Source organism: Turicibacter bilis (genome assembly GCF_024499055.1).
GTDB classification, from domain to species: Bacteria; Bacillota_I; Bacilli_A; order MOL361; family Turicibacteraceae; genus Turicibacter; species Turicibacter bilis.
The window spans coordinates 1343521-1363475 of record NZ_CP071249.1 but is presented as its reverse complement, the minus strand read 5'-3'; the positions used below and the strand labels follow the sequence as shown (position 1 = coordinate 1363475).

Sequence of the window (19955 nt, the reverse complement as noted above, 5' to 3'; positions counted from 1 at the left end):
TTTCAATTAGATGAGATTGATGTTCAGGAAATGACATGATATGATAGTTAAGTTGCAATAAAATGTTATATTATGTAAAAATATAATGGGTATTGTTTGATTGTAAACCTTTTACTACTGATAGCTTATGTTGAGAATTATTTAAGACTTTAGTTTTCATATATATCATATAGATTTATTTATATTTCCATAGGAGGGAAAGAGGATGAAGGTGAAGGCCATATTGATTGGGGCAATAGGTATTATCCTTTTATTTGGAATTTTACTTACACTAACGTTAAAAGTGGTTTCGAAACCGCTAGCAAGTGATGAATTTATACAGTTAATGTACGATGGGGATGTACAGGAATTAACACAGGAACAATTAAAGCAGTATAAAGATGATATTAATCAGGAGTTAATCAAACTGAAACATCGCCAATCATTTGGAAAAATTTATCTTTCTCTTGGGAAAATTGCCTCGTTAGAAGAAGCATATGAGGATTCAAATAATTATTTATTAAATGTCATTAGCCCTGGGAGTCATACCAATAAAATGATTGACCTCAAGGTTTATGAAACATTAGCGGTTAATTATATAGCCATGGGGGATATTGAAAAAGGATATTTTTATTTTAATGAAGCAAATAATGTGGCCTATCAATTACGAGATGCTGAACTAACAGCTTCTTTTTATCAGCTTTTTTCTGAAACATTACTAAACTATACAAATCATACTAGCTTTCCAATTTATTTATTAGGTGAGGCAGTTGAATTAACTAATGATTATTATAAGAAGATTCAATTAAGAAAACAATTAGCCTCAGTTTATGAACTAAATGGTTTTTTTGATTTGGCCTTAAATGAATTTATAAGGGCACTAGATATGAGTGTTGAAGAGGGATATGAAGATTTGGAAATTGAAATTTTGGGTCGGCTGAGTTTGTCATACTATTCAAATCAGCGCTATCAAGAATCAATAGAGGTAATCAATCGTTATTTTGAATTGTCTCCAGATGATCCTGATTTAATTTATGTTTCACTATGGCTTCACAATCATTATTATTTGTATGGTTACGAGTCTATACAGGAGGAATTGAAATCATTAGAAGAAGCAACCTCTAATCTATCGATTGAACAAAAGATTCAATATTTAATATTTATTGATTTTAATCAAGCCTTTTTTCTTCATTCAGATGGGAGATATGAAGAATGTGAGATGTATATAAGAAAATTACAGGAATTAAAAACACAAACTACTGTATCAGACTTAACAAGTTTATTGATAGATAAAATGAAATTAGACTTAGAGTATGATAGAGGGAATCAAGAGATAGATTATGTAAAGGAATATCGACAATTATTATCTGACTTACAACTGACTAATGATTCGGTTGAACGGAAAAGACTGATTATCGATAATGTATTACTCCACTTATTAGAATTAGGTGATTATGAGACGGTTTATCAATACACAACGGATTTGCAAAAACCGGTGAATCAAGAAGTTAGAGCAATTAGTTTTATCATGGCTATGATTCAAAATAGCGATAATAGCCATTATCTATCTAAGAATAATATAACATCTATGGTGCTGAAGTTAGGTGGTTATCTCCTTACCGCACTAGCTGGGATGGGTGTAACTTATGGTGCATATAGATATAATAGTTACTTTAAATCCTTAAAACAGAAAGCTAAAGAAAGTACTATATTCGATCCATTAACAAAGACATTAACGAAAGAAGCCTTGTATGAAACATTAGAATTAGAAATAGAATTAGGTCATAATGAAATTTATTATTTCTTGTTAATAGATGTTAATGATTTAAGTTCTTATAATGAATCATTTGGGTATTTAGCAGGCGATAAAGTCTTAATAGAAATTTCTAATTTGCTGAAAATCTATTTTCCAAATGCTTATATTTCACGCCATTATGGCCAACATTTCATTGTTGTGATAAAAAAATCTAATGAGGAAGAGTTATTGAAGCTTATTACCTCTTTGATTAATGAGATCAGCAATAATGAAAAAATTTCTGCAAAAAGACAGATAACATGCTGTATCGGAGTTAGTAAAGGATATTTAGCTAATACATTAGATATTGACGAACAAATTAAATTAGCGACTAAAAAATTACAAATCTCTAAACAACGTGGAGTAGGAAGTTGTACGATGTAAAGTCATATCAGTTGATATGACTTTTTTAGATTTATCTATAGAAAACGAAAGTCGTATGTAAAACAAAAGTCATTAGTTTAGGCTAATGACTTTTGAATTGGAAATATCTTATTCAACAAAAGTTGACTGATTATGATACACTAGATACATAGCGAAATATGATTGACATTTTTAGAATCAGGCTGATGATATCGGCCTTTTTAATACCAAGACTAACTATAGTGGCGCTAAAAATTTTCAGTAATGAAAAAATTAGCGCCACTTATCTAGATACAAAATGAGCAATCATCTCATATTTCAATTTACTCTTAGTGAGTAAAAGAGATGATGATAAAGGGGGAGGGAGTTTTAATGATGAAAATGAAGGAACGAGTTGAATGGTTGAAGCAATGGTTTCAACTATATAAAAAACAGCTGCTGATAGGTATCTTAGCACTAATAGTGATGTTTATGATTGGGGTGTTTGCTTTTAACTATCAATTAAAAAAAGTATTTAATCAAGCTATTACCTATTATCAAGAAAATGATTTATTTGGCTTTGAGGAGATTCGCTATGACTTGTATGCGAAACAAGGAGAGGCATTTGATGCGTTTTTAACACAGGAGGCATTAGAAACATTTGAAAAATTTAAAGCCGAGGATATGAGTTATTACGAGGCGATAGGAATCGCTAAACGAATTGAATCCTTTGCGAATAAATCATCTAATATTCAAAGTTTCCAGGAACAAATTGAACAGTTAAATCAATCAAGAAAAGTCTTTGAGAAAGCTGAATCCTTTGCCATTAATAAGGAATGGGAGCAAGCCTACTACCATTATCAACAAGTTATTGAATGGGATCCTAACTATGAGAAAGCACAACAATTAGCCGATTCCGCTAAGCGTTGGTGGATACAAGACGTTTTAGTTGAGGCCGTAACGTATTATGAAGAAGGAGATTATGAACAATCATTAACAACCATTGAAAAGGGATTAGAACTATCACCGAATCATGAGGCCTTTGTTGACTTACAAGAAGCTGTCAATGTCGCGATGACAGAAGGACAAAAAGAAGATAAATGGACGGAATTTAAAGATAAAATCACCTCATCGATTCAGTCGGGAATCGAAAACATTCAAGGTGTTTTTAATAAAATCTTTAAAAAATAATATTGAATATTAATGCCATAGATCATACAAAATTCGGATATGTTGAAAAATAAAGTAAAAAACTCTTCTGGTTCAATGAAATCAGAAGAGTTCTTTTATTAGGAAGAGGTTATATGTTAAGATATAAATAATTTAAGAAGGAGGGCGTAAAATTGAAAATTCAGCTCACAAAACAATTAGCTGACACAATGAAAGTTTCATTAGAAGCCATCGATGAAATAAATAGAGATCCATTTTTTGAATGGCATGGTCATGTATATACGTTTAATCGTCGTAAAGTTGTCATTTTCATGAATAATGCGACACGTTATCCAATTGTTTTTTATGGATTAAAGATGGCACAGTTTAAAACATTTGATCTCTTATTTCAAGAGGCAATTAGAGAAACCTTTGTTCTAGAAGGTATTAATGCAGAACAAATCGATGCCTATTTGAAGGACTGCCAAATGATTCATTATACAAAAACGGATAATCGTAGTATTTTAGGACAAATTAAAGATTTTTGGATTTCTATCTCATACGAGATTGAAGATTATATGAATGAAGAAACGTACTATTTACCTAAGTTAAGTAATTGGGCGGCCCGCATTCCTTGTTGTAGTACAAGAAGTTTTCCTTACCAATCGCTGAAATTAGAAATAGATAGAAGATACAACTAAGTACAAACATAGAAAAGTTTGAATCTTTAGCTATAGAGTTCTTGGCCTTCTCGTACACAAGGTATGCCCCACTAATCACGAATTGCCAATAATAGCGAGATTATTATCTATCATTGATTAAAAAGAGATTTACTCATCTTTTATAAGAAGAATCCAATGTTTTTTATCACAAAATTTTTACAATCTAGTGGGTTAACATTTGGGCTTTTAGCTGCTATATTATTAGTAACAATAAGGGAGTAGTCAACACTGATACAAGTGTGGTGAACATCAACAATCGCGGAGGAGTTCTCTGTGCTATATGGCAGCTTATTGCCGACAGCTATCCTCAATGATGGGGATAATAGAGACTCATTCTGGTGTCACTAAGAATCTAAATTTTTCACTTAAAAGGTAAGCGACTTTATTTGTGAAGGATAGTTTAGGATTCTCGACGAGACTTATGTTATAACAACGCCTTTAGTTGGGATAACTTAAATCTTTTTTTGTATCTTAGTGTGCTTGACTGCTCCTTTTTTTCATATCATTAAAAGGATATGAGCCATTAGACGGATGAGACGAAAGATTAAGTTATCGTAACGAGGTTGAACAAACATAATCAAAAGGAGTGAAACGATGGAATGGATAATTGATTTCATTACTCAGTATGGACTGATTGCAATGTTTTTGTTTATTGCACTTGAGTATGCCTGTTTGCCACTACCAAGCGAAGTCGTGTTACCACTTTCAGGTGCCATGGCCGTTTCAAGTGGAAGGCCCCTTGTCCTTGTGATCATTATTAGTGTGGTTGCAGGACTTTTAGGTTCGATGATTTGCTACAGTATCGGATATAGCGGTGGAAATGCAGTTCTCGATAAAATCATGGATTATTATCCTAAGTCGAGAAAAGGGATTGAATCTACTAGACGCTTTTATCGACAATATGCGACGATTTCAGTTGGAATTGGCCGTGTCATTCCGCTATTTCGCACGTATATTTCGTTTATGGCAGGCATTACGAAACAAAACTTGAGCACCTTTTTACTCGCTTCAAGTCTTGGAATTTTAGTATGGAATAGTCTTTTAATTACACTTGGTTACTGGTTAGCGGAGCGTTGGACTGATGTGATGGGGTATTATGATCAAGGAAAGTGGTTTATTTTAGGAATAGCAGTCGTTGTGATTGCTTTCGTTGTGCTTAAAAAATTACGTCAAAGGAAAGTGGGGAAACTTTAATGGCTCATTTTTATCAATCGTCTCGTGATGAAGTATTAAAAGAATTAAAAACCTCAGAACAAGGATTAACACCAGAAGAGGTGAGTAAGCGTCAAGAACAATATGGATTAAATGCCTTACTTGAGGAAAAAGAGGCTACCATCTTTCAAATTTTCATTGATCAGTTTAAAGATCTACTCGTGTTCATTTTAATTGCAGCGGCCATTATCTCTATGCTTAGTGATAATGTTGAAAGTGCACTCGTTATTTTAGCGGTGATTACGTTAAATGCGATTTTAGGGACGGTACAAACCGTTAAAGCAAAAAAATCACTACAAAGCTTAAAGGCACTATCAACCCCACATGCGAAAGTCATTCGTCAGGGGGAGAAACAAGAGATTCCATCAACTGAGCTAACCGTTGGGGATATTGTTTTACTTGAAGCGGGAGATGTTGTGAGCGCGGATGCACGACTATTAGAAGCATATAGCTTACAAGTGAATGAAAGTGCGTTAACCGGGGAAGCAGTGAGTGTCGATAAAGGGATTGAGCCGATTTTAACTGAGAATTGTGCCCTTGGGGATCAAACAAATATGGTCTTCTCAAGTGGATTAGTCACTTATGGACGTGGAGTCGCTGTGGTCACCAATATTGGGATGGAAACTGAGATTGGGAAAATTGCAACGTTAATGAATGAAACAGAAGCCCGTAAAACACCTCTGCAACGAAATTTAGATGCCTTTAGTCGTCGTTTATCATTTGTGATTATTGGGGTTTGTATTATTGTCTTTATTTTAAATATGATTCAAGGCGCATCAACGATTGATGCGATGATGTTTGCAGTCGCATTAGCAGTTGCAGCGATTCCAGAAGCGTTAGCTTCGATTGTGACCATCGTCTTAGCGATCGGAACACAAAAGATGGCGAAAGAAAATGCTATTATTAAAAATTTAAATAGTGTCGAAAGTTTAGGATCTGTATCGGTTGTTTGCAGTGATAAAACGGGGACCTTAACACAAAACAAAATGGTGGCCCAGCAACTATATATTAGTGATGAATTAATTAATTGGGATCAACTTCATCCAAATCAAGATCCGGATCGATTATTGATGCTTGCTTGTGGATTATGTAATGATTCAACGACGACCACCCAGCAGCGTATTGGAGATCCAACCGAGTTAGCACTCGTTGATTTATTAGAAAAATATCAAATAGATGAGATGGATCTTCGTAACAAATATAACCGTTTAAGTGAGTTACCTTTCGATTCACAGCGCAAGTTAATGAGTACGCTCCAAATGATTGACGGTCAATCTACTATGCTCATCAAAGGGGCTCCTGATGAATTGTTGGCGCGTTGTCATCAAGTCTTTACTGTTGATGGCATTCGTCCACTTTCAAGTACTGACCAACAAGTCTATCAAGAAATCAACCAACAGTTTGCAAAGCAAGGGTTGCGCGTCTTAGGATTCGCCTATAAGAAAGTCGATAAAGACGAGTTGGAGATGAACGACGAGCATGACTTAGTATTATTAGGACTCATCTCATTGATGGATCCACCTCGAATTGAGAGCGCAGAGGCAGTCGCAGATTGTAAGCAGGCCGGAATCAAGCCGATCATGATTACAGGAGATCATAAAGTAACAGCGAAAAGTATCGCAGCGCAAATTGGGATTTATGAAGATGGCGATTTCGTTTTAGATGGCAATGAACTGGATCAATTATCAGATGAACAGTTAAAACAAAAATTACCTCATATTTCGGTCTATGCGCGTGTCGCACCAGCCCATAAAATTCGTATCGTTAAGGCATGGCAAGACTTAGGACATATCGTTGCTATGACAGGGGATGGCGTAAACGATGCGCCAGCATTAAAAAGTGCGGATATCGGAATTGCGATGGGAATTACGGGAACGGAAGTTTCAAAAGATGCAGCTTCGATGATTTTAACGGATGATAACTTCGCCACAATTGTGAAGGCCGTCATGACCGGACGTAATGTCTATGCGAATATTAAAAATACGATCACCTATTTATTATCAGGAAATTTTTCAGGAATTTTATGTGTGCTCTTTGCTTCGATTTTTATGTTACCTGTGCCGTTTTATTCCGTGCACTTACTATTCATCAATTTAGTGACCGATAGTTTACCAGCGATTGCAATCGGGATGGAAAAATCAACACGAAACTTATTACAGGAAAAACCGCGTGATGCTCGTGAATCGATTTTAGATACAATAACAATGAAAAGAATTGCAACAGAAGGGGTACTAATTGCAATTGTGACGATGATTGCATACTTTATTGGACTTGAAGAAAGTCATGGATTAGCAGCGACTTTAGCGTTTGCGACGCTTTGTTTATCTCGCCTATTCCATGGGTTCAATTGTCGTAGTAAAGAATTTATCTTTAATATTGGATTGTTCTCAAATATGTATAGTATTGGAGCCTTTGTTGTTGGGTTTATCTTATTAAACTCAATTTTATTGTTACCACAGTTAAACTCACTCTTCATGGTGACAGACATTACACTGAATCAATTAGGAATCATTTATCTTTTAGGGTTCATTCCAACGTTGATTATCCAAATGAATCGATGGATGAAAACTAATAAAGAATGATTATTTACAAAGTGAAAGATGAATGATAAAAGACAGCCACGCATATACTATTAGTAGCGTGATAGGCAAGTATGACAAAACCGTTCATCAACAAAAAAGGAAGTAATCAGCTAGACTACTTCCTTTTTAAGTTTTGAATATAAGAGTTTCTAGAGCATATTTATAAATGATTCAATATATGTTTACTTGATGGAAAGGGAAAAGGTAATGATGGAATTGTTAGAAATGATTGCAATAGGATATCACACGTTTTTATATGTGCCTGTACTGTTAACAGCATCTTATATTTGTACATTTTTCTATCGTTTAATGATAAGGGATCGGGATTGGACGTACGAGGTTGGGAAGATTTTTTTAGGCATTATTTCAGTCGTATCGATTCAAATTGTTAAGATGGTTGTTCTTCATTTAGTCGGTCCAGTACTAATAAAGCAATCTCTTTTATTTTTTCAAACCTTAATTGCTATTGAGTTTTTACTTTACATGATTAGATATTCAATTACACCTAATCTTTTAAAGTCAAAGTTAAGGACCTTATGTTTTATTCCGATGTTATTTTTTCTTTTTGGTACAGTTGATTTCATAATGACTATTTTTTTATTAAAATAACCAAAAGCAAGTTGTCCTAATGATAACTTGCTTTTTGAATTTATTTATCTACTATTAATGTACATTTTTTAGGAAAATTTTTTCAATACAAGAATTTTCACTTATCCTAAGCTACTTTCAACGTCTCAAAAATTGAGGACAGGTTCATACCATGACGTGTTTGATCGTGCACGAATTTAATAACATCTCGATAACATTCGATTTGATGCATACGTAATGTTTCACCAAACGATTGATGATTTGTTTTCTTTTGATGAATATAAAGATAGACCAATTGGATGAGTAACATTAAACGTCTAATTCCTTTTAAGGTGCGAATCTGATAGTTCGCCAATCCAAAGCTTTGTTTGGTATCACGGAAAAATGTTTCGATTGGCCATCGCTTAGTGTAGTGTTTGAGAATCTGTTTCGCGGATAATTGATTATCTTGACTAATAAAACAACGTAATGTCTTCTCATTAAAAACTGTCTTTTTAGGCCAACTTAAAATAATCTTAACGAGTTCACCACCCTTAATCCTCCCCTCATAGGTGTAGGTATAATATTGAGTCGATCCGACGGTCACTAGGTCTAAATCTTTTAAGTTCAGTTGGTGAGCGAATACTTTAAGTTGAATCCCTTTAGGACGGTGACCTTTAGGGAAAATAACACGGTTCGTTTTAACAGCTCCAAGATAGGCAAACCCTTCATCATGTGCCAGTGTTAATAATGAGGTACAGGTATACCAACTATCGGCAAGAAAATAGCCTTTTAGAGGTGGAGTAGGCAAAGTCTTTAGGATTTGTTGAACTAATTCAATTTTACTTGCTTTATCTTTTTCATACGGAATCAGTTGATAAGGGAGGGTGATTCCATCACAAGAAAGAACAACTGCTACAAATTGGTGTCCGTAGACTTGTCGTTTAGCGACGTGCGAAAAGTGCCACCCGCATCCTTGAATTGGATGACTGGCCTGTGACGAAGGTTTAGTCTTGACGCAGGTCATATCATCAATAGACACATAGACGGGTTGCCCAGTGCTTTGTGAACGATTATAGATATACGAGGTTATGTATGATTGAAGGTGTGTAGAAATGGCATCACATTCCCATTGGCTTTTGTTTAGAAAACGACCTAAAGAGGTGCGATGTCTATGTTTTACATTTGAAATTTTTCCATCATAAGATTCTCGTGTCATATGATTAAGAAAAGCTGTTAAATGATTAAATTGTGGTTTTGACAGAAATAGATCTAGGTCTAATCCACGTAAAAACTTGAAAATTGAATTGTCATCTGATAAAATACCTTCTATGAACATTAACTTAATCCCCCTTGTTGATTTGTTGTAGGAGACTAAATTATACACGGGATTGAGTTAATGTTTTTTCTTTTTTTACTGGAAATTAATTGGAAGTATTTTTGCACATTAATAGTATCTAGTTATCCTTAATAAGGACTATCATTTTTACTTGATGATGGACAAAGGTGAGATGATTCTCGTCCTGTTCAGAGATGATATCTAACAGAGGAGTTGTTTTTGTCATATTGTCGAACTTTCTATGAATATAATGTGATAAGGAGTTATTTGTGGAAGGGGGAGTAAGGATGACGACAGAACAAAAAGAAGCTCGATTTGAAGAAATGGTTAGCTGTCTAAAGAAACGAAATATTTTAAAGGTTCGTGAATTATTACTTGATAACTTGCAAGAAAACGCAGATGATAAAGATTTTCTAAACGACTGTTATCATCTTGTATTAGGAGATTCACTCGTTTTTCAAAAGCATAATACTGAAATGTTAGATTATACATTGACTCACTGGGATGAAGGAATGTATCCTAATTTATTAAACGATTTAAAAAAGAATTTTTCACGTAAAAGATACCACTTAGCTATGGACTTAGCTTTATATTTTTATGAGCAAAAGCATCAACAAGAAGAAGAGGAAAATGCAGAAGAATTAGAGATTGAACTTAAACCAAGGAAAAAGAAAAAACCTAAAAAGCCAAAACGTATCATACCACTTGAACAAAAATATACACTCACTGGAATTGGTACGACAAGCCTTTTGTTAATTGCAATGATCATCCAACTATTGATGAGTGGAGAATAATTTCTTTTAATAGAAATGCTAGCAACACTTTAATTAATGACTCATATTTTAAACAGTACGACACTCTTTATCATGAGAGGATATAGCGTATTTGTTTTAAGATAGTCGTTAACTCTGTGTTGCTTTTTTTCTAGAGAGAAAAAGAGGGAAAACTATATTAATTGTATGAAACTTAAAATCATTAACTACTAACAACATAGATTGACTATAGAAGCAGTCCAATTTTTTACGCATAGACAAAAAATACTATTTCTTATGTATGAAGTTATAGAAAAATAGAGATTATGTAGAGTTTTGATGACAAATCTTAGGTTATATTTTATAATTATATTGACTATGTCAATTTTGATAAAGGAGATTGGATGAATGGGTAAGAGGCAGAATAAGTTGATTCTGTTAAAGGGGATCTTAGCTGCCTGTTTATTATTTAATCATTTGGGTGGGTATGCAACGATTGTAAGTGCGATGTTACCTGATAATAGTTCAGCAGAGCTAGACTTGTCATCACAAGCTCAACGTGATGACCAAGAAAATTCGTTAGATAATAATCAGGCGACGCTGGATCCAAGTCAGGAGTCTGATTCGAATGACAAAACGATGAATTTCGAAGAAAATGACCCTGAAGTAGACGTAGAGGAAGAGACGTCTGGACAGGATCAAGAAGAGAGTACGATTGAAGTCAACAATAATGTTGATAAGCAACTAGAGGAAGATAATGTAGTACAACCAGATGAGGATTCAAATGATGTATCAGTAGAGGGCACTGAACTTATTGAAGGCTCAATTGAAGAAATCAGTTTATTTGCTGAGGAGCGTGCTACAGGAACAGGGCTTGTTCAATTATGGCAAGTCGTTCCAGAGGGACAAACTCAAGAAGGAAAGACTACGTCTGAAATTATGAAGGCATTACAATGCCGACCAAATCATAATTTATATCCTTTAAATGGTTCGACGCAGCATGGGACGTATGTGAATTCATGCTATGTTGATGATGCTTTATATCTTGGAGAAGATACGAATTATTATCATATTTATCTTTCTGGATATGAAGGAAAAGTTCCAAAATCACAGACGCATACGTTTAGTCTGGATTTAAATGGTGATGGAAAGTATGTTGATTACAAAATTGAGACAGTGGCATACTATGTGCCAGCCGGCTCAACAGCTAAGTCTTCAGTAGAAGAAGCACAGACGAATTTAAATGTACCGGAATTAAATTATTCTGATCAGTACTTAGATAAATATAATGATTCAAATGCAAAAAGTATTGAATTATATTCGACTGCGACTGTTCAATCACCTTCGTATTATGCTAATGAAAATGGTACTTTATTTCATTATTTAACAAGTAATGTTAAGGTAGCAGGAAATTACTCAAAAGTGACGGTAGGAAAAGCACCAAGCTGGATGTCTTCAGGTGTGAAGTACTATAGTTACGATGGGGTATACTTTTATACGAATTGGCAAAATATCCGTGTTGATGGAACGGGTGCTGTGAACCAAAGTAATCCGTTTTATAACTACTATCAGTATCTCCCAATCCGATCAAAATCAAATTACATTTCTAACACTTTCGATACGTATACTAACGCAAATGGCGGTGCCGCTGGAAAGCTAGTAAATACTGGTCAGTATTTCTATGCGGTTCAGGATAAGTATGGAATTAATGGTGCCTTACAGTATGCGATGGGAATTCACGAAAGTGAATGGGGAAAAAGTAGCCTAAGTATCAAAAAAAATAATTTATTTGGTATGAATGCCACGGATAATAACCCATATGGAAATGGAACAAGTTTCCCAAGTATTGAAGCAGGAATTAATTATCACGCTGATCGCTATTTATCGTGGGGTTATACGGATCCGATCGATGATTATCGTTACTTTGGTTCTCATGTTGGGAATAAAGGTAGTGGGATGAATGTTAAATATGCATCCGATCCATTCTGGGGTGAAAAAATTGCAGGATGGTATTATCGATTTGACAGTGCTAGCGGATTAAAGGATTACAACTACTACACGATAGGTATTAAGACATCAGACATTATTGTTGATATTAAATCATCTGCTAATACATCATCATCAACGTTATATCAAACCAAAAATAAAAAAAGTAACTATAAAATTAAAAACTATCCAGTATTAATTATTGGCGAGAGTAATGGATTCTATGCAATAAAAACAGATACTCCAATTTTAAATAATAAGCCGTCATTTAGTTCGCAATATACATGGAGTTCTACAAATGGATATATTTCTAAATCAAATATTAGTGCTTTTACTGGAGATTCATCAAAATCATTTAATAATCCTGGGAAAATAAGTAATCTATCGTATATCGGACACTTGGATACTCCAACTGAAGATTCGAATGTGAAAGAGACAATAATGATTAGTGGTTGGTATTTATATGGAGGAGCGATTGAACGAATTGAAGTATACGTTGATGGAGTGAAGCAAGGAAATGCTACCAGATATACACGATCAGATGTTCAAAATACATATCCACAATATAATGCCAATCAAGCAGCGTATCAATATTCAATGGATACAACTAAATTTATAAATGGAAAACATGAGTTGAAAATTGTAGCTGTGGGAATGGATGGAACAACAAATGAGATAAAACAACAGATTACGATTAAGAATTTATATTATATCGGAGTGATTGATAATCCAGGAGTTGATTGTACCGTAAGGGGAATAACAACAGTGAATGGATGGTACTTATATGGAGGAGCGATTGAACGAATTGAAGTGTACGTTGATGGAGTGAAGCAAGGAAATGCTACCAGATATACACGACCAGATGTTCAAAATGCATATCCACAATATAATACCAACCAAGCGGCATACCAATACGAGCTAGATACATCAAAGTTTACAAATGGAAACCATGAGTTGAAAATCGTAGCGGTTGGAGCGGATGGAACAACAAATGAATTAAAACGTAACATTGTTGTTGATAATTTGCCATATTTAGGAGTGATTGATAATCCAGTAGTGAACGGTACTGTAAGAGGAACAACAACAGTGAATGGATGGTACTTATATGGAGGAGCGATTGAACGAATTGAAGTATATGTTGATGGAATGAAGCAAGGAAATGCTACCAGATATACACGATCAGATGTTCAAAATGCATATCCACAATATAATGCCAACCAAGCGGCATACCAATACGAGCTAGATACATCAAAGTTTACAAATGGAAACCATGAGTTGAAAATCGTAGCGGTTGGAGCGAATGGAACAACAAATGAATTAAAACGTAATATTGTTGTTGATAATTTTCCATATTTAGGAGTGATTGATAATCCAGTAGTGAATGGTACTGTAAGAGGAACAACAACAGTGAATGGATGGTACTTATATGGAGGAGCGATTGAACGAATTGAAGTGTACGTTGATGGAGTGAAGCAAGGAAATGCTACCAGATATACACGACCAGATGTTCAAAATGCATATCCACAATATAATGCCAACCAAGCGGCATACCAATACGAGCTAGATACATCAAAGTTTACAAATGGAAACCATGAGTTGAAAATCGTAGCGGTTGGAGCGAATGGAACAACAAATGAATTAAAACGTAATATTGTTGTTGATAATTTTCCATATTTAGGAGTGATTGATAATCCAGTAGTGAATGGTACTGTAAGAGGAACAACAACAGTGAATGGATGGTACTTATATGGAGGAGCGATTGAACGAATTGAAGTGTACGTTGATGGAGTGAAGCAAGGAAATGCTACCAGATATACACGACCAGATGTTCAAAATGCATATCCACAATATAATGCCAACCAAGCGGCATACCAATACGAGCTAGATACATCAAAGTTTACAAATGGAAACCATGAGTTGAAAATCGTAGCGGTTGGAGCGAATGGAACAACAAATGAATTAAAACGTAACATTGTTGTTGATAATTTGCCATATTTAGGAGTGATTGATAATCCAGTAGTGAATGGTACTGTAAGAGGAACAACAACAGTGAATGGATGGTACTTATATGGAGGAGCGATTGAACGAATTGAAGTATATGTTGATGGAATGAAGCAAGGAAATGCTACCAGATATACACGATCAGATGTTCAAAATGCGTATCCAAAATATAATGCTACAGATGCTGCTTATCAATATACTTTGGATACAACCAAGTTTACCAATGGAAATCATGAATTGAAAGTTGTAGCTATTGGAGCAAATGGAACAAAGAATGAGTTAGCACAAACTATTATAATTAATAATTGATATTTATTAGTTATAGAAATCAAAAGGGTTTAATTGCTAAAAATCTGATTATGATAATTTTATTGGTTTTTTAGTACTATAGAACTTGTAGAGAAATACTGTAATCTAAAGTGATATGATCCCTTTACGGAAGACAATTTAAAAAATAAAACTTCTACTATAAACATGTCTATTTCGACCTCCAATTTTGAGCTATACTGTAGCTATCAAAACTAAGGAGGTCGATTTTTTATGAAAGGAAATTTGATGGCTGTTCCGCTTCAGCTGTCGAAGTCTATGCAATTTGAAGCCACTCATCATGAAATGAATTCCTCTATTTCTTCGTGGCACTTCAAAATGAATGGAGCGAAAGCTACTTTTTATAAAGGTTTTGATAAATATAGCTTGTATGTCATTTTAGCGGAGATGTCTAAGTATGCTCATTGATTTTCCAAATATTCGAAATATTTTATTGTTTGTGGCCGTACAGATATGCGTTGTAGAATTGATGTACTGGCAGCCCTAAATAGAATCTTTGTTATAAAATGAAGTTATCACACCAAATTTTTAGCAAGGAGATCGATTTATTGTAAAATAGTGTTACTGATTAAATTGTGACCTGTTTACAATGAATAATTGAAGTAAAATCCTAGTAGCATAGCTACTAGGATTTTTACTTTTGGTTTTGAATCATGTGAATACGAGATTTCATTTCTACCAGTGGAGGAGACATGCTGCGCATGGCAGGTGATTCAAGTGATAGAAACTGGTTCTTTGTCAACTGGTGTGGGTGAAGAAATTTTATACCTGTAATCGTGAGGGATTAAGCTGCTCATTGAGCAGTTTGATTCCTTTTATTTTTTTGTTCAAAGGTGTACTTATGGATAATCAAAATTCTAGCTTTGAAATGATAGAAACTACGGTATCCAAAGGCCATGCGTTTAATCACTTTAATCTTGTTATTAATCCCTTCAAGCACTCCATTGGTATAAGATGTTTCAATCGTATTTTTGATATAATCTTGGTAGTTAGTTAATGTTTTTAAAGCTGTTTTCATTTCAGGTGAAAGTAAGTCAGAGGGGTTTTGAATGGCATGATGAAAAGCATCAAAGTTGCGAAGTTTGATGGCCTGTTTGATGGTTTGATAGAAGTCATAAGTGGCTTTTAATTCCGGATCTAAAGCGAGTAAAAAGTCGATGATTTCTTGTTGAGAAATCTGCTTTTTGAAACAGTTAGAATAGAAGTAGTGGGTAGAATGGATATCCTCTTGGGCTTTTAATAAAAGGCGCCAATAATGTTTGAATTTATTGTAGAATTCTTTGTTTTGGTTCATGAAACGAATACGAGTTTTATTGAGGGCACGAGATAAAAGTTGAACGACGTGGAACTTATCTAAAACAATTTTAGCGTTGGGAAACACCTCTTTAATGAGTGTCATATACGGAGCATACATATCAATAACAACGTGAGTTACACCTTCACGGGCCTCCTTAGAAAATCGCATGAAATAAGGTTTTAAAGTGCTTAGACGACGGTCTTCAACGATATCAATTAACTTCCCATTAGAAGCATCACAAAAAATGAATGACATAGCCCCTTCCGCTGATTTGACCGACTTAAACTCATCAAAACAAAGCACCTTTGGAAGAGAGTTAAAATGAAGGGGTTGTTCCTCGTACGATGTATGAATGATCCGATTGACCGTTGAATGGGATACGTTGAGTTCACGGGCAATATCTGACTCGGATTTTTTATGGCTAGCCTCTAGGAAAATAGCTTGTTTAAGGGGATTAGAAAGGTAACAATTAGATTCCACAAGAGAGGTTTTAAGCGTAAAGGTACGATCACAATGACGGCATTTATAGCGTTGCTTTTTTAAATCGAGATAGGTATCAAAGCCAGAGAGTTTCATCATCTTAATACGAGAGGTTTTGAAGCCGTGTTTAATGATTTGTGAGTCAAAGAGATGACCACAGTTGTAACAATGGGTCGGTTGAAAAGAGAGGATACCAGAAATCACCTTAGAGCGGATCCCGTTAATCTGAACATCTTTCATCCAATTTTCTGAAAAAGTAATATTTTTATCTTTTAAATCGAGTAAAGTTAAGATACAATTATTGTGAGACATAAACCCAATCCTTTCGTGTTTTTTTTGGTCAATTACATGGTATAGAATTTGGGACGTGATGTCTCTTTTTTTATACTTATTTTTTATTCCAAATAAAAGAAGTGTGGGAATCACCCACACCAAATATTATAGAACCTAGAAACTACGGTATCCAAAGGCAATGCGTTTAATAACTTTGATTTTATTATTGATTCCTTTAATAGGACCATTAGTGTAAGGAATTATGAGTGTATTTGTAATATAAGGGTGATATGTTTTAAAGGTTTGAAAAGCTGTTTGAAGCTCAGGAGAAATAAGAGGATGTTCTGTTTCAAGTAAGTGTTTCAATCGTTCTAAGTTTTTGTTTTTAAGAACGAAAAGTAAGCCTGGATAAAAATCGTAAGTTTCCCTTAATTCAGGAGATAACCAAGTAGAAAATTCAAAATATCAATTTCACGAATCGGTTGTTTAAAACAGTAAACTGACCGATAAGTTGTCGTGTTAAGTAAGGTATGAGATTTTAAGAATAAGCGACAATAGCGTTTGAATTTACGACCGAGTTTTTTGAACTTCTTCATTAAACAAATTTGTGTTTTATTTAGGGCACGTGAGATGTGTTGAACGAGATGAAAGTTATCAAGAACGATTTTGGCATTAGGAAAAAGCTCCTTAATCAAACTTATATAAGGGGCGTACATATTAATGACAATGTGTTTCATACGAGTACATGCTTCTTTGGTATATTGTTTGAAATAGACTTGAAGTGAACTTAATCGGCGATTTTCAATGATATCGATAATTTGTTTTTTATCAGCATCGCAAAAGATAAAGGATATGTGTCCTTCGGCTGATTTCACAGACTTGGACTCATCAAAACAAAGGTTTTCCAGAAGATAATTAAAGTTTAACTTTTAGGGTGCACATCAAATTAGAACTATCCACAGCTTTTTTTAACTATCGTCGATAATTCAGGTAGATTATAGGTATATGAGGTGTATATAATAGCTAAGAATAGTAACATGAAGTAATTAAGAAGAGGAGACTTTTAAAGCTTCTCTTGTGTCTAAACTACAAATTCAACTATGACTAGCTCGAAGAGTTAACTTTATGGTATAATGTTAAAATATGAGATATTAATACAATAATTTTAAGTTATAGGTAGGTACAAACATGAAAGATTTGCGATTAGTTGTTAATTTGTCAAAGAATGACTTTAAAGTAAAATATGCTGGATCGTACTTTGGCGTATTTTGGGCTTTTTTTAATCCAATTGTTCAAATATTAATTTTTTGGTTTGTATTTCAAGTAGGTTTTCAATCTGGACCGGTTAATGGATATCCTTTTGTTTTGTGGTTAATAGCCGGAATGACACCATGGTTCTTTTATTCGGATGCATTAACAAGTGTAACAAATTGTTTTGCAGAATACAGTTTTCTTGTAAAGAAGGTTGTTTTCAATATTGATATTTTACCGATTGTGAAGATTACTTCGTCATCATTTGTTCATTTTTTCTTTATATTATTGATGATTATAATATACGTATTGAATGGATATAAACCTGATATATATTATCTTCAAATCCCATATTTTATACTGTGTAATTTTGCTGTAGTACTTTCAATTTCTTATTTAACAAGTGCAGTGGTTGTTTTTTTCAAAGACTTAAGTCAAATCGTTATAATCTCTCTACAGTTATTAAACTGGTTAACGCCAATCATGTGGAATTATACTATGGTTAGCGAACAATACAGATGGTTATTAAAGTTAAATCCTCTATACTATATTGTTGAAGGGTTTAGAGATACTTTTATTAATAAAGTATGGTTTTTTGAACACCCGGTTAATACGCTATACTTTTGGGGAATTTGTTTAGTTTCTATGTTAGTTAGTAAAAAAGTATACACAAAACTTAAACCGCATTTTTCAGATGTTTTATAAAAGAGGTGAATATTTATGGATAGTATAATTAAAATTGAACATATGGATAAGGTTTATAAAATGTATGCTTCAAATACAGATAGGTTAAAGGAAGCACTACATCCGTTTAAAAAGAAATATTCACACGCTCATTATGCACTTAAAGATATAAATTTAGAAATTAAGCAGGGGGAGAGTGTGGGATTATTAGGAACAAATGGGTCAGGGAAATCAACCTTGTTAAAAATTATAACAGGTGTTTTAACCCCATCTAATGGAAAAGTAGTTGTAGATGGGAAAGTATCAGCTCTATTAGAGTTGGGTGCAGGATTTAATCCAGAGTATACTGGATTAGAAAATATCTACTTAAATGGTTCTATGATGGGATATACACGAGAGGAAATTGATCAAAAAGTTAATGGGATTATTGACTTTGCTGATATTGGTGAATTTATTCATCAACCAGTTAAAACTTATTCAAGTGGGATGTTTGCACGTTTAGCTTTCTCAGTTGCTATTAGTGTAGAACCTGAGATTCTAATAGTAGATGAGGCATTGAGTGTTGGAGATTCAAAATTTCAAATTAAATGTATTGAAAAAATGGAACAAATTAAATCTCAGGGAACGACTGTACTGTTTGTATCGCATGGAATTGAACAAATTCGTCGATTCTGTGATAGAGCAGTGTGGATTGAGAAAGGAAACTTAAAAGCTGCTGGTCCAGTTAATGATATTTGTGATTTGTATGAAAATTATTTAATATATGGAGAGCAAATCGAAGAGCAAATCGAAGAGCAAGTGCCACAAAATCAACCAGTAGATATTTTAGGTAGAATAAAGAGTATCAATTTAAATAAAGAGAAGATCAAATCATTTGAAGAGTTAAGAGTCGAAATAGAATATGATATTTATGTTGATGAGATTAGCAACTTTTTAATTGGTGTTGCTTTTTATACACCAGATAGAGAATATATCTTTGGACCTAATACGTTTTTAGATGGCGTAGAAATTCCAAATACATTAGGAACTCATAAAGTTCAGTATATTATAAAAAAATTACCTTTATTAAATGGAATTTATCAAATAGATGTTGGAATATTTAGTCAAAAAGGACTGGTTTGTATAGATTATAAGGGTGAATCAAAAAGCTTTATGGTTGGAAATGACTATATTTCTGAAGGTAAGTTTTATATAGAACATGAATGGGAGATATAATA

At 33.9% G+C, this 19955-nt stretch carries 14 protein-coding genes and 1 pseudogene; 11 read left to right on the top strand and 4 right to left on the bottom strand.

Going from position 1 to position 19955, the window contains the following annotated elements; all coding sequences use genetic code 11:
• The first annotated feature begins 205 nt into the window (after positions 1 to 205).
• From J0J69_RS06615 to J0J69_RS06590, 6 genes are all read left to right on the top strand, one after another.
• Positions 206 to 2158 (top strand): GGDEF domain-containing protein, encoded by a 1953-nt coding sequence (locus tag J0J69_RS06615; protein WP_212726120.1) that lies wholly within the window; start codon positions 206 to 208, stop codon positions 2156 to 2158.
• A gap of 351 nt (positions 2159 to 2509) precedes the next feature.
• The gene (locus tag J0J69_RS06610; protein WP_212726119.1) at positions 2510 to 3307 is read left to right on the top strand and encodes a tetratricopeptide repeat protein; all 798 of its coding nucleotides are present in this window, start codon (positions 2510 to 2512) and stop codon (positions 3305 to 3307) included.
• Between the two features lie 152 nt (positions 3308 to 3459).
• Positions 3460 to 3966 carry a DUF6933 domain-containing protein gene (locus J0J69_RS06605; RefSeq protein WP_212726118.1) on the top strand — a complete coding sequence of 169 codons (507 nt, stop codon included), beginning with the start codon at positions 3460 to 3462 and terminating at the stop codon, positions 3964 to 3966.
• A 615-nt stretch (positions 3967 to 4581) separates the two neighbouring features.
• Positions 4582 to 5181, top strand: coding sequence for a DedA family protein (locus tag J0J69_RS06600; protein WP_212724116.1), 600 nt, complete (start codon positions 4582 to 4584; stop codon positions 5179 to 5181).
• Entirely contained in the window at positions 5181 to 7781 is a 2601-nt protein-coding gene (locus J0J69_RS06595; RefSeq protein ID WP_212726117.1) for a cation-translocating P-type ATPase, read from the top strand. Before J0J69_RS06600 ends, J0J69_RS06595 begins: the two co-directional genes overlap by 1 nt.
• A 207-nt stretch (positions 7782 to 7988) precedes the next feature.
• The gene (locus J0J69_RS06590; protein WP_212726116.1) at positions 7989 to 8390 is read left to right on the top strand and encodes a hypothetical protein; all 402 of its coding nucleotides are present in this window, start codon (positions 7989 to 7991) and stop codon (positions 8388 to 8390) included.
• 106 nt (positions 8391 to 8496) lie between these two features.
• Here J0J69_RS06590 and J0J69_RS06585 read toward each other — a convergent pair whose 3' ends face one another.
• Entirely contained in the window at positions 8497 to 9687 is a 1191-nt protein-coding gene (locus J0J69_RS06585) for an IS701 family transposase (protein WP_212726115.1), read from the bottom strand.
• Positions 9688 to 9974: 287 nt separating this feature from the next.
• Here J0J69_RS06585 and J0J69_RS06580 point away from each other — a divergent pair, with 287 nt between their 5' ends.
• The 3 genes from J0J69_RS06580 to J0J69_RS06570 all read left to right on the top strand — a co-directional run bounded on the left by J0J69_RS06580 (position 9975) and on the right by J0J69_RS06570 (position 15161).
• The gene (locus J0J69_RS06580) at positions 9975 to 10481 is read left to right on the top strand and encodes a hypothetical protein (RefSeq protein WP_212726114.1); all 507 of its coding nucleotides are present in this window, start codon (positions 9975 to 9977) and stop codon (positions 10479 to 10481) included.
• Between the two features lie 366 nt (positions 10482 to 10847).
• Positions 10848 to 14735, top strand: a complete 3888-nt coding sequence (locus J0J69_RS06575; RefSeq protein ID WP_256637944.1) for an Ig-like domain-containing protein — start codon at positions 10848 to 10850, stop codon at positions 14733 to 14735.
• Between the two features lie 231 nt (positions 14736 to 14966).
• The gene (locus J0J69_RS06570; protein WP_212726242.1) at positions 14967 to 15161 is read left to right on the top strand and encodes a hypothetical protein; all 195 of its coding nucleotides are present in this window, start codon (positions 14967 to 14969) and stop codon (positions 15159 to 15161) included.
• Positions 15162 to 15546: 385 nt separating this feature from the next.
• Here the strand turns inward: J0J69_RS06570 and J0J69_RS06565 are convergent, their stop codons facing one another.
• The 3 genes and pseudogenes from J0J69_RS06565 to J0J69_RS06560 all read right to left on the bottom strand — a co-directional run bounded on the left by J0J69_RS06565 (position 15547) and on the right by J0J69_RS06560 (position 17711).
• Positions 15547 to 16842: an ISL3 family transposase gene (locus tag J0J69_RS06565; RefSeq protein ID WP_055277709.1), complete on the bottom strand. Its 1296-nt coding sequence runs from the start codon at positions 16840 to 16842 to the stop codon at positions 15547 to 15549.
• Positions 16843 to 16977: 135 nt separating this feature from the next.
• A pseudogene (locus J0J69_RS13510) lies at positions 16978 to 17190 on the bottom strand (transposase); the annotation flags it as partial.
• Positions 17191 to 17231: 41 nt separating this feature from the next.
• Positions 17232 to 17711 carry a transposase gene (locus tag J0J69_RS06560; RefSeq protein WP_256637952.1) on the bottom strand — a complete coding sequence of 160 codons (480 nt, stop codon included), beginning with the start codon at positions 17709 to 17711 and terminating at the stop codon, positions 17232 to 17234.
• Positions 17712 to 17991: 280 nt separating this feature from the next.
• Between J0J69_RS06560 and J0J69_RS06555 the strand changes: the two genes are divergently transcribed.
• On the top strand, positions 17992 to 18759 hold the full coding sequence (locus tag J0J69_RS06555; protein ID WP_212726035.1) for an ABC transporter permease: 768 nt from the start codon (positions 17992 to 17994) through the stop codon (positions 18757 to 18759).
• Between the two features lie 15 nt (positions 18760 to 18774).
• Entirely contained in the window at positions 18775 to 19953 is a 1179-nt protein-coding gene (locus J0J69_RS06550; RefSeq protein ID WP_212726034.1) for an ABC transporter ATP-binding protein, read from the top strand.
• The last annotated feature ends 2 nt before the right edge of the window (positions 19954 to 19955 follow it).